12 protein-coding genes are annotated in these 11,913 nt (G+C 43.2%); 4 read left to right on the top strand and 8 right to left on the bottom strand.

All coding sequences use genetic code 11. The annotated features are described in order from the left end of the window. Nucleotides 1–48: 48 nt before the first annotated feature. The 3 genes from ACM0OY_RS27295 (at nucleotide 49) to ACM0OY_RS27285 (ending at nucleotide 5,039) form a co-directional block, all read left to right on the top strand. Complete coding sequence (locus tag ACM0OY_RS27295) at nucleotides 49–2,301, top strand: PAS domain S-box protein (protein WP_414571921.1); 2,253 nt, start codon at nucleotides 49–51, stop codon at nucleotides 2,299–2,301. Nucleotides 2,302–2,314: 13 nt separating this feature from the next. Further along, nucleotides 2,315–3,529, top strand: coding sequence for an EAL domain-containing protein (locus tag ACM0OY_RS27290; protein ID WP_414571920.1), 1,215 nt, complete (start codon nucleotides 2,315–2,317; stop codon nucleotides 3,527–3,529). A 166-nt stretch (nucleotides 3,530–3,695) separates the two neighbouring features. Continuing rightward, nucleotides 3,696–5,039 (top strand): PQQ-dependent sugar dehydrogenase, encoded by a 1,344-nt coding sequence (locus ACM0OY_RS27285; RefSeq protein WP_414571919.1) that lies wholly within the window; start codon nucleotides 3,696–3,698, stop codon nucleotides 5,037–5,039. Here the strand turns inward: ACM0OY_RS27285 and ACM0OY_RS27280 are convergent. Next, complete coding sequence (locus tag ACM0OY_RS27280; protein ID WP_414571918.1) at nucleotides 4,986–5,222, bottom strand: hypothetical protein; 237 nt, start codon at nucleotides 5,220–5,222, stop codon at nucleotides 4,986–4,988. The genes ACM0OY_RS27285 and ACM0OY_RS27280 overlap by 54 nt on opposite strands. Nucleotides 5,223–5,301: 79 nt before the next feature. Between ACM0OY_RS27280 and ACM0OY_RS27275 the strand changes: the two genes are divergently transcribed. Beyond that, nucleotides 5,302–5,709 (top strand): phosphomannose isomerase type II C-terminal cupin domain, encoded by a 408-nt coding sequence (locus ACM0OY_RS27275; protein WP_414571917.1) that lies wholly within the window; start codon nucleotides 5,302–5,304, stop codon nucleotides 5,707–5,709. 220 nt (nucleotides 5,710–5,929) lie between these two features. Here the strand turns inward: ACM0OY_RS27275 and ACM0OY_RS27270 are convergent, their stop codons facing one another. The 7 genes from ACM0OY_RS27270 to dndE all read right to left on the bottom strand — a co-directional run bounded on the left by ACM0OY_RS27270 (nucleotide 5,930) and on the right by dndE (nucleotide 11,840). After that, on the bottom strand, nucleotides 5,930–6,688 hold the full coding sequence (locus ACM0OY_RS27270; protein ID WP_414571916.1) for a HEAT repeat domain-containing protein: 759 nt from the start codon (nucleotides 6,686–6,688) through the stop codon (nucleotides 5,930–5,932). A 174-nt stretch (nucleotides 6,689–6,862) separates the two neighbouring features. After that, nucleotides 6,863–7,441, bottom strand: coding sequence for a GNAT family N-acetyltransferase (locus tag ACM0OY_RS27265; RefSeq protein ID WP_414571915.1), 579 nt, complete (start codon nucleotides 7,439–7,441; stop codon nucleotides 6,863–6,865). Nucleotides 7,442–7,458: 17 nt separating this feature from the next. Next, on the bottom strand, nucleotides 7,459–7,647 hold the full coding sequence (locus ACM0OY_RS27260; protein WP_414571914.1) for a hypothetical protein: 189 nt from the start codon (nucleotides 7,645–7,647) through the stop codon (nucleotides 7,459–7,461). A 283-nt stretch (nucleotides 7,648–7,930) separates the two neighbouring features. Continuing rightward, the gene (locus ACM0OY_RS27255; RefSeq protein WP_414571913.1) at nucleotides 7,931–8,341 is read right to left on the bottom strand and encodes an ABC transporter permease; all 411 of its coding nucleotides are present in this window, start codon (nucleotides 8,339–8,341) and stop codon (nucleotides 7,931–7,933) included. Continuing rightward, on the bottom strand, nucleotides 8,326–9,618 hold the full coding sequence (locus ACM0OY_RS27250) for an AmpG family muropeptide MFS transporter (RefSeq protein WP_414571912.1): 1,293 nt from the start codon (nucleotides 9,616–9,618) through the stop codon (nucleotides 8,326–8,328). The genes ACM0OY_RS27255 and ACM0OY_RS27250 overlap by 16 nt, the downstream gene beginning before the upstream one ends. Before the next feature lie 333 nt (nucleotides 9,619–9,951). Next, the gene (locus ACM0OY_RS27245) at nucleotides 9,952–11,409 is read right to left on the bottom strand and encodes a DNA phosphorothioation-associated putative methyltransferase (protein WP_414571911.1); all 1,458 of its coding nucleotides are present in this window, start codon (nucleotides 11,407–11,409) and stop codon (nucleotides 9,952–9,954) included. Between the two features lie 44 nt (nucleotides 11,410–11,453). Next, nucleotides 11,454–11,840: a DNA sulfur modification protein DndE gene (gene dndE / locus ACM0OY_RS27240; protein WP_414571910.1), complete on the bottom strand. Its 387-nt coding sequence runs from the start codon at nucleotides 11,838–11,840 to the stop codon at nucleotides 11,454–11,456. Between the last annotated feature and the right edge of the window lie 73 nt (nucleotides 11,841–11,913).

Below are 11,913 nucleotides of genomic sequence, written 5' to 3'. Positions count from 1 at the left end.
TATCATACTTTCATGCTTGGTTGTGGGTTTTTCCCATGATTGACTGACTTGAAAACAGCCAAGATTTCTGAGGTGATGCATACCTCAGTGAAAACACTGAAAGTGTCAGAATTTCAGGGAATGCCCTGTGTCCTGTCACTACTATGCCAGCAGCAGTTGGATATACTGCCAGTTGTCGATCGCCAAGGTCAAGTTGTCGGTGCAATCACTCATGAGAGTATTTGTCAAGCCCTGGCACAAGAAATAGAAAAAACTACAGATAACTACAAGCAAACTGAAGAAAGACGGCGTTTGTTAGAGTCAGCTGTAGTGAATGCTGCGTTTATTCAAAATCAACACCAAAAAATTCACGAATACACTGAGATTGACGATGATACCACGGCTTTTGAGGTGCTATGTGAAAGTGAACAGTGCTATTGCATGATGACTGATAGAGTACCTGTGCTGATTTGCATATCAGATAGTGACGCTTTGGGAAATTTTTTTAATCAATCTTGGCTAAACTCTACTGGAAGAACTCTAGAACAGAAATTAGGTAGCGGTTGCACACAAGGTGTTTATTCAAAAGATATTCAAAGCCATATCGCTATTATTGGTTCTTTTGAAAGAGAACATCTGATTTTCTTTCAGGGGCAATGGCCTAAGTACAAATGGTTACCAAGACGCGCTATATTACTTAAAGACACGACAGGCAAACCCGGCCGCCTCATTGGAGTTTCCGTGGATATTACCTCCCATGTACAGGCAAAAGAGGAACAACTGTGGCAATCCCAGCAAGCCGCGCTACAAGAATGCAAACTTGCTCATGAAGCACTCAAACATAGTGAAGAAAAATTCCGTAACTTAGTTGAAGCCAGCAGCGATTGGATATGGGAAATTGATGAAAACACAGTCTATACGTATGTCAGTCCGAAAATACGTGACATTTTGGGTTATGAACCAACAGAAATTTTAGGTAAAACACCCTTTGATTTCATGTCACCTGAAGAAGCTGAACGTCTGATTAATATTTTTACTCCGATTGCTGCTGCACAACAACCATTTAGATGTCTCAAGAATATTAATATTCATCAAGATGGTCATTTAGTTGTTCTCGAAACCAGCGCAGTTCCAGTGTTCAATGCTGAGGGACAATTCCGTGGGTATCGGGGTGTAGCCCGAGATATTACAGAGCGTAAACACTCAGAAATTCCACAATTTAGGAGCCAACAACAGCTGCAATATTTACTTTCTTTTAGCCCAGCTGTTATCTATACCTGCAAAACTTATGGGGACTTTGGCGCGACATTTATTAGCGAAAATGTCACAACAATCACGGGGTATGAAGCACAAACATTTGTCAAAAATTCTCAATTTTGGGTTAGTCATATTCATCCAGAAGACACAACCCAAGTGTTTGCTGAACTCTCGAAGATATTCGAGCAAGGACAGTACACAATTGAATACCGATTTTTACACCAAGATGGCATCTATCGTTGGATATACGACCAAGGTAAGCTAGTCCGAGATCGAGCTGGTAACCCTATGGAAATAGTGGGTTACTGGGTAGATATCACAGAACGTAAGCTATTAGAACAAGAACTCAGAGTAGCACTAGAAAAAGAAAAACAACTTAGCGAACTGAAATCTCGCTTTGTCTCCATGACTTCTCATGAATTCCGCACGCCGTTAACTACTATTCTTTCTTCTTGTGAGTTACTGGAACACTATCGCCACAAATGGACACAAGAAAAACAACTGACTCACTTCCATCGCATTCAAAGTGCCGTCAAGCGGATGACTGAAATGTTGAATGACGTGTTAGTTATTGGTAAAGCGGGAACCGGAAAATTAGAGTATAGACCAACATCTTTTGATTTAGTCCAATACTGCCAACAGCTAGTGGAAGAAATACAGATGAATCTCAACAATCAGCGCTTGATTTCTTTCACCAGTCAACATGAATCTATACCTTGCTGTATGGATGAAAAATTGTTGGGACATATTTTCAATAACTTACTATCAAATGCAATTAAATATTCGCCAGATGATAGCATTGTCAAGTTTAGTCTCCGTTGCCAAAATGGGCAAGCAGTATTTGAAATTCAAGATTGGGGGATTGGCATTCCAGAAAAAGATCTTCCGTTCCTGTTTGAATCATTCCATCGTGCCAATAATGTCGGCAATATACTAGGCACTGGATTAGGAATGGCAATTGTCAAAAAATGTATAGATATCCATCGAGGCAAAATATTTGTCAGAAGTACAGAGGGTTTAGGGACAAAATTTACTGTAATTATATCATTAAATAATAAACTATAATTTGAGGTCAATTATGCCCAAAATTTTAATAATTGAAGATGAGGAATCAGTCAGGGAAAATATATTAGATTTGCTAGAAGCTGAAGATTTTGAAACTGTTGCTGCCGCAAATGGGAGAATCGGGATAGATTTGGCTATTTCGGAAGTCCCTGATTTAATTTTGTGTGATATGATGATGCCTGAAATTGACGGTTATGGTGTGCTAACAGCATTACGCCAAGACCCCGCTACGGCAACAACTCCTTTCATTTTTCTCACTGCCAAATCTGCCAAATCTGACTTCCGTCGAGGTATGGATCTGGGTGCAGATGACTATATAACTAAGCCATTCACTCGGGCTGAGTTATTAAGTGCCATCATGAATAGGTTAGAAAAATACGCTACTTTAAAAAGATATTTATCTCCTCAAACTGCAACTCACAACTTGTCTCCGAAAATGCAGTTGTTAGAAATTAGCTTACATCGAGCAATCAGGCAATATAATTTTCAAGAGTTTGAGATTTATTATCAACCAATAGTGGATATTGCTTCTGGAAAGATAGTAGCTGCTGAAAGTTTGTTACGCTGGCAAAGTCCGGAGTTGGGGATAATTTATCCCACAGATTTTATTCCCATTGCAGAGTCTACAGGTTTAATTGTTCCTATTGGGAAATGGGTTTTAAAAAGAGTGTGCCAGCAAATTAAAAGCTGGCGGGATGATGCTGGAATTGATTCATTGAAGATTGCTGTAAATTTATCAGTGATTGAATTTAATCAGCCAGATTTTATTCAGAAAATAATAAATTTTATTGAAACCAATGATTTGCAACCAGATTGCCTAGAATTAGAACTGACAGAAAGTATGATTATGCAAGATATAAGTAGTGCGATCGCCACGATGAATAAATTGCGTTCTCTGGGTGTGAAAATAGCGATCGATGATTTTGGTACAGGCTACTCTTCTTTAATTTATCTGAAAAATTTACCAATCAATACTTTAAAAATTGACCGTTACTTTATCCATAACGTTGCCAACGACCTCCAAAAATCAGCCATTACCAAAGCGCTAATTCAAATGGCTCACAATCTCAACCTCAATGTAGTTGCTGAAGGTGTAGAAGCTGAAGCAGAACTAGCTTTTTTGCGCCAACACAACTGTAATTCTATGCAAGGTTTTCTATTTAGTCGTCCATTACCAGCAGCCGAATTTGAAAAGTTTTTTTTGACAAACAAATGCTTATATGCGTAAAAATTGAGGACTAGGTATTGGGTATTGGGCATTCGGAGTTGAAAAATAGTATTTCTAATCCCCAGTCCCCCGTCCCTAATCCGTTAATAAAAATCGGACTTTAGACCGACGACAATCATTAATTATTGAGTCTAAATTATAAAAATTGTGTATAGTGTTTACTGCTATGAAAGCTCCTGCGCGTTTCTTGCTGCCAGTTTTTTTACTCATTTTGGTAGCAGGGTGTAACCAGACTCGCGCCTCCTCAGATAATCCACCACTGCAAACATCTGTACCTGATGCCGAACTGGCACAAAATTCTACACAGTCGAAAAATATTATCCGCACAGAAGTATTTTCACCTAAACCTATCCGAATTAATCTCAAGAACCTGCCTGCACCCTTCGCAACAGAAAGTGCATCTAAGCGGCCTGAAGTTGTCCCCATTCCTCAAGAACCAGTACTACGCGTACCACCAGGCTTTACAGTTAATGTCTTTGCCGAAGATCTAAATGCCCCACGCTGGCTAGCTTTAACCCCTGGTGGTGATGTACTGGTGACCGAAACCGGGCAAAATCGTATTCGTCTGTTACGTGACACTAACAGCGATGGCGTAGCCGATGTTCGAGAAACTTTTGCTACCAGGAAAAACGGACTCAATCGACCTTTTGGCATGGCTTTTGCTGATGATTCCTTCTTTCTGGGGAACACGGATGCTGTATTGCGTTTTCCCTATACTCAAGGTCAAAAGCAAATTACAGGCAACGGGCAAAAAATTGCTGACTTGCCTGCTGAAGGTTATAACAATCATTGGACACGCAATGTTGTTGTCTCGCCTGATGGCAATAAATTATATGTATCAATTGGTTCCGGAACCAACGTGGATGAAGAACCTTTACCACGGGCTTCGGTGCAGGTGATGAATTTGGATGGTTCCCAACAGCAGACCTTTGCTTCTGGTTTGCGTAACCCTGTTGGTCTGGATTTTCATCCTGTAACTAAGGAACTTTACACTACCGTTAATGAACGGGATGGAATTGGTGATGATTTGGTGCCAGATTATTTGACACGCATCCGACAAGGAGAATTCTACGGCTGGCCTTACACTTACCTAACGCCAAATAACCTCGATCCACGTCAAAAAAACAACGATCAAAGCAAACGCCCCGACTTAGCAGCCCTTACCAAAACACCGGATGTGCTGTTTCAGGCGCACTCAGCAGCATTGGGTTTGCAGTTTTATGATGGTAAGACATTTCCCGAAAGATACCGCAACGGTGCTTTTGCTGCTTTTCGTGGTTCTTGGAACCGCGATCGCGGTACTGGCTATAAAGTCGTGTTTGTTCCCTTTGATGCAAAAGGGCAACCACAAGGCTACTACGAAGATTTTCTTACAGGATTTTTGCTCAATCCCTCTGTACCAACTACTTGGGGACGACCCGTGGGTTTACTTGTCTTACCAGATGGCAGTCTTCTATTAACAGAAGAAGCCAATAATCGGATTTATAGGATTCAGTATACAGGAGGCTAGTTTAAAAATGGGGAGATGGGGAAGCGTGGGGAGTAAAGGGGGAAAGATTTCTTTCCATCCTCCCACACCTCCCACACCTCTCACACCTCCCACACCTCCCACACCTCCCACACCTCCCACACCTCTCAATGCCCATGCGCCACGCCCCATACCCATATTCGGCGGGTATAGTCCTTTTTTCATAGGGAATACCTATCCGGATTTACTTCCTTTAGGGTAGATTATTGACAAATATTAATAATCATGGGTTGAAAGATTAGTTATGACTCTGGATGAAAATAATACTCAGTCAGATATTAATGAAGTGTCTTCACATTCAGGTACACGATATTGGGGTAACGTGGAGGTGATTGAAGAGGGACAAAGCTATAGAATTAGTCGCGTTGAAATCAAGCCCAGACATGGCATTAAACCACAAATCCATTATCATCGCAACGAACACTGGGTTGTAGTCTCCGGTGTAGCTAAAGTCACTTGTGGTGAAGACGAAATCCTACTCAATCGCAATCAGTCAACTTATGTTCCCGCAGCAACATTGCATAAGGTAGAAAATCCCGGTCATATTCCCTTAGTTATTTTAGAAATTCAAAATGGCGAGTATTTGGGTGAGGACGATACAGAACGCCCCTATGAACTAAATTTGGTCAAGTCTGTAAATGAAAATGAGTAGGAGATGACGGGTATTAGGCATAGGGAGTACTGTTAGCGGAAGCGGGGCGTTTAGCCCGTGCTGAGTTAGGAGTTAAGAGTAAAAGTTATCAAGAAAGGCAGAGGGCAGAGCTGCCTTCTTCAATCTTCCCCTGCCTCCCCTACCTCCCCTGTTCCCCCTGCCCCTTTGCCCCCCTGCCCCCTGCCTCTTCCCAATGCCCAATGCCCCATACCAAAATAAATCAAAACCACCCTTCTTGTTCTAGGGTTTCAATCAACTGCAAGCCACGGGGATCGCCTACTCCTAAGAGTGAGGCTTTGGCGTCTTCCCGTACTCCCAAATCTTGGTCTTCGGCGAAGGCTTGAATGAGAGCATCGATCGCTGTAGCATAAACTACGTTAGAAGGCAGTTCGCGGCACAGTTGACCAATTGCCCAAGCACTGTTGCTCCTGACTGCTGCTACTGGATCGTTGACTAAGGCTCCTATCAACGGTGGTATTGCCCCAATAATTGCTTCATAACTTACTTCTGCCATTTGTGCTAGGGCGCTAGCAGCCCACAAACGCACTGCGGAAATGTCAGTTCTTAAGGCGTCTGCCAGGGGTGCTAAAGAACGGCGATCGCGACAGTTTCCTAAAGCCCAAACAACGCCTTTACGCACATAGCCATTCCAGTCCTGGTTTAATTGAGTGATTAACGGACTCACAGCTTCGGAACTGGGATTGCGTCCGATGCCATAAGCTGCACTCACCCTAACTAAGGGGCAGGTATCAGTTAACAAGCGAATCAGATGGGGAGTTGCACGAGCATCTTCCAGATCGCAAAAAGCACGCGCCGCTAACATTCTTTGCTGGGGCTGGGGACTGTTTAGCAGGGCTAACATTACTTCTGGATCGGGTTTGGGCACTTCCGAGGAGGCAGTTAGCGGCTCTATTTTATCTAGGGGGCTTTCTAGCTCCTCCTCTGCATCAAGTAGGCTTAGATCGTCTTCGTCATACATAATTTCATTTCAATCCGTTTTGGGGATTAACACATAACCCCCTGCGCCAATAAGTTAAAGCTTTATATATATCAGTTGCGTTATTGTACACTTTCCGTTGTCCCTCGTTGAATTCGATCCAAACGAGAACCGCCATCACTCAGACGCTAAAGTATTTTATCGTTATCCTTTAATTTATTTTTCTGCATTCAGGAATTTTACCATCCATAGGGATTGGGTTTGATAACCTAATCGGTCGTAAAGATTTAATGCGGGTTTGTTTGATTGAAAAACTTGTAAGCCAATTTGGCGATCGCCTCTTTGAATCGCCCAATTTTCCACATATTCCATCAAGGCTGTACCAATACCTCGCCGCCGATGTTCTGGCGCAACATAGAGGACAAAGATATGAGCATGACGGTTACCCTGGACTTGATCTATGGCATTCCCCACCCAGACGCAGGCTATGGGGGAAGAGGCAGAGGGGATGGGGGGCGTACTTCGACTGCGCTCAGTAAGCAAAGGGGCACAGGAGAGAGATTCGTTATTAGTCCCTTGCTCCTCTGCTCCCCTGCTCCCTTGCTCCCCCTCCTCTTCGACCCACCACAAAGGGGTATCGCTGGAAAAGTATTGCTTAACTGTTTGCTCTAGGTGGGAAAAATCCTGGTTAGGAAAAAGATCTTGGTAAGTCTGCTGCATGAATTTTAGCAGCAGCGATCGATCTAAAGTTGAGCCACGGCGAATGAAATAGCCAGGTAGTAATTGCTCAGACACTTCTAACGTTTATTAACTTAGCTAGCTGACTTATGCGCTGGTGGTAAATCAGCGGGGGTTGGTTGAGAACTTATCCCTACGTCTTCAATTGGTGCTGGTGCTGCCATATCGGAGGGTAAAAATATCCGAGCGCTGACTGCCACTAGGGCAAAGACAAATACCAAAACTACAAGCAGCGGGGCGATGTATTGACGAAAAATGGCCATATTTTAATTGCAGATAGCTAGCAACTTTATGAGAACTTAGCTGAAAATTTGTAAACTATTCTTGATGTATTTTAGCGATTTCTCTGTATAGAGAATAGGGCATTGGGCATTGGGCATTGGGTATTGGGTATTGGGCATTGGGTTGGGCATTGGGTATTGGGCATTGGAGCAGGGGGGAAGATTTTCTCCCCTGCCCCCTGCCCCTTGCCTCCTGATCTCCCTCATCTCCCACCCTGCGGGAAGCTAAAGCTACATCTCCCCATGCCCCATGCCCCATGCCCCATTACCGATCGCCATCCAAGTCATCAAGCACTCTCTCGCAATACCAATTTTCCGGCATTCCAGGATAAGTCTCTTTTGCTTGTTCAATTAACTTTTCGGCAGCTGCGGTATCACCAGATAATCTTGCAATTAGCCTGTTTTTAAGATAACTATCAGATACATCCTCTTCTACTTGGCTTGGTATTGGGCGATTTAGTGATGATGGTGATGACCGAGACTGCTCTCTCCGCAGTTGCCAAAATAAGACGTAATAAAGGGTACCAAAAATTAAAATTAGGCTGAGTGTTCCGAAAAAAGTTAGGAGGTTAAACGGTAGAAATCCTAGAACTAACTGTGAGAGAACATACCCAAGTAATAAACCAGTAAGCAAGAGGATGAATGTGCCGACAGCAATAACTACTTGATTCCCCATATATCCTCTTCTTCGTCCTCAAGTCCTGGTCTGGATACTGCCACTGGCTGAGGGTTCCAAGGGGCAAATACTGGCAATAAAAGTAGTCCGGGGACAGCGGCGGCGATGGTGATTAAGAAAAAAGTAGGCCAACCGGTGCTTTGGGCGATGGCGCCTCCAGGTGCTGACAGAATATCGCGGCTGACAGCCATTAAGCTGGAGAGCAAGGCATATTGAGTTGCAGAAAACCGCTGGTTACAAAGACTCATCAAAAAGGCAACAAAGGCTGCCGTCCCCAATCCACCACAAAATTGTTCTATGTTGATGGCAAGTACCATAGCTTGGTAATTTTTACCGATGTATGCTAGGAAAAAGTAAGCTAAATTACTTACTGCTTGTAGAATACCAAAAACCCAAAGCGATCGATTGATGCCTATAGCACTGAGAATTGAACCACCTGCTAGGGCACCGACAATCGTTGCAATTAATCCCATGCCAACTTGAATTGCTCCAATATCGGTTTTGGTAAAACCTGTTTGCAGCAAAAAGGGCGTGGTCATATTGCTCAACAAAGCATCACCCAGTTTATATAGGGTAATGAACACAAGAATTAAAATAGCGTAGAAGATACCTTGACGCTGAAAAAATTCGCCAAAGGGCAAGATGACAGCATCAGCTAAGGAAGCGGGAGGACTAATTTCCTTGGGTTCTGGTGCTAACAAAGTGGCAAAAATACCAATTAACATTACTCCTGCCATCAATAAGTAAACTGACGACCAAGGCATTTTATCAGCAAGTATCAAGGCTAAAGCACCTGCGACTAACAAGGCAATGCGATAACCTAAGATAAAAACTGCTGCACCAGCCCCCATTTCTAGTTTTTCCAAAATATCGGTGCGGTAGGCATCACTGGCGATATCTTGAGTTGCACTGATAAAAGCAATGACTATGGCGTTGATGGCTAAAAGCTGCAATGCTTGTTTGGGTTGTTGAAAACCCATGATGGCGATCGCTATTACCAAACCCACCTGTGTCAAAATTAACCAACCTCGTCGTCGTCCCAAAACTGGCAAGCTGAACCTGTCTATCAAAGGCGACCAGAGAAACTTTAAGGAATAAGGCAACCCAGCGAGGCTAAACCACCCAATAGCGGCTAAATCTACCTTCTCTACGGTCATCCAAGCCTTCAAGGTATTACCGATTAACAATAAAGGTAAACCCGATGCAAAGCCTAAAAATAACAAAGCCGCCATCTTGCGACTACCGAAAACTTGCAGCAACGATTCAATTTTCCTCATGGTTTTAACTTTTTGCCTCTTTTGAGGAAATCTCAGTCATAGTAATTGGAGTTTGGATAAAGTACAACAAAGCAATGAAAAAATGTATCATCTAAACTAATCTTTGTAAGAATTTGCGCGATCGCAACAGCAGAAATTGAGTATTAATCCTTAGCAAAGGTTGTGTCTACTTTCCTGCACACACACCAACTCACCAAGATTTACTCGCCCTAAATCCAAATTCAGGATACCTTTATAGCTCAGTTGTTTACCTTAAACCAATTTGAATAATGATTGTGATACACGGTGTACTCAAAGCGATTCCCAGTAAATCTTTGACAATCCAAAATTGTATTAACTTTCTTGAATTGAATAAACCTCATGTCCTCTAATTTCTACTTTGTGTGCGGCGAGGCATTTTTCCCAACCTTCACGAGTACCGATATCGCTTTTGGCTTTGAGCAATCCTAATTCTTCTTGTTGTTGGGTGAGTTTAGCAAATTCTTCGTAATGCGGGTATGTGGTAGTAACAAATGTTTCTTTACGGTGCAAAATCGGCGGATTTGCTCTAGTTTTATATTCTCGGTGAGTAACAGCTAGGGTTTTTAAGTCAATACCTATACTTGCTTGTAAAGCTGGATGGGGGTCAGTATCAAATTCTGGATAAAAAAGATAGGATATTTGCGGTTTATCAATGTGATATTTTATCAATGTGGCTCCATCTACACGCCCAATGGTGCGGCTAGCGCAGCCTTCGTAAATTCGCAGCAAAGGATCGAGTGCTGCCAGCGCCGAAACATGGACGTAAAGGGCACCGCGTGTGCGTTTACCAATTTTGCTTTTTTCACAAGCAGTTTGAATCACCCCAGTTTTGCCTAAGCTGAAAAGTTTTTGGTCGGCGACTTGGCAGGCTTCTTCGTAGCTACTAAAAAAGGCTTTGATGTCGTGACGCATTTGGGGCGATAGCTTCTGCCATGCAGGGCGGCGATCGAAGTGGGTGAGGGCGAGATATACTTGGATATCTAGAGAGCGACGATAAGCGATCGCATCCCATTCTGTTTCATCAGTAGCTTGCAAAACTACCCCAAAGGCACGGCGGAAGTTACCAAATTCCTTCAGTAGTTCTTGTTCATTTTCCAATTCCCCTTTTACAGGCAATCTGCCGCGCTTGGTAAAAAAAGCCATGAGTGGTTGCAATTGTTCTTGGTAATCTTCAAACCGCTTAGTGGGAATACGAACTCGCGGTGTAGAAGATGTAGAAAAGAAGCGGATAGCTTTGTAACTTTCTTTTTGGGCTTCATCTCGAAAAACAAAGTAGACGCCTAGCGCTACGGGCACAGCGTCCACATTTAGGACTTCATCAATGTAAGTTTTGAGTTCCTCTTGTTCGTAATATTTCTGAAAAGTGTTGCGACGGGTTACAATTCCGTCATTGTAAGCCAGCTGAGTTTTGCTGGGAGCATTAACTAGCACTTGAGCCGCGACAATTAAAACTTGCTGGGTGAGTTCCCAAGCTTGGATGAGGCTTTGACGGCGTTCCTCTGCATCTTCGATGACGTTGAGGATGTAGCCCAAATTAACAACATCTGCGGGGGTGTGTGGTACATCGGGATAGTAGTAAGGGTCCCAGCCTGCGCTGGTATAGCCCAAGTTGGCTACTCGCTGCACATCACCACCGTAGCCGCAACCGTAGTCAAAAAAAGTGGTGTCTTGATGCAGGATTGCCCATTCTATTGCCAATCGCACGGGGCGGGATATGTCAGTGCGAGCGATCGCAGCTCGATGGCGCTCGATTTCTAAAGCTTCAGGCATAATATCAGTTAACAGTCAACAGTTAACAGTTAACTAATATCCTTTCAATCTTTAATGGCCAGTTGAATTAAATCTTCAATTTTCTTGATATTTTGATCGCCTGCTAAGTAACCGATACCGCGATGTAAATGCAGCCGGAATTGGGTGACGAGGGTTTCTTTGTCGGTGGGATAGCCATCATTGTGACAGCGTTGCTTGAGGGCGAGGAGGAGAATATCAGACATTTCGCCGCCAAAGACGCGCCAAGTCATTTCGACGTTGCTATCTTGGGGAATTGGTACGGGGGAGGGTGGAGTTGGTTCTGCTAGGGAACGACAAAAGGCCCAACGGCAGAGGATATTCCATTGGTCAATTTTAGTACTGCGCTTAAGTTTGCTAAGTTGGTCTTTGGCTGTTTGGGAAAGTTTTATTCTTTCGATTGGAGATTCCATAATAATTCGTAATTCGTAATTCGTAATTCGTAATTCGTAATTGATTGAGGCTGAGATTCTAGTTTTTGTTTTA

The sequence above is a fragment of the Nostoc sp. CCY 9925 genome (genome assembly GCF_963920935.1).
Lineage (GTDB): Bacteria > Cyanobacteriota > Cyanobacteriia > Cyanobacteriales > Nostocaceae > Nostoc.
The sequence above is the reverse complement of the archived record's forward strand: the minus strand, read 5'-3'. Positions and strand labels throughout refer to the sequence as shown.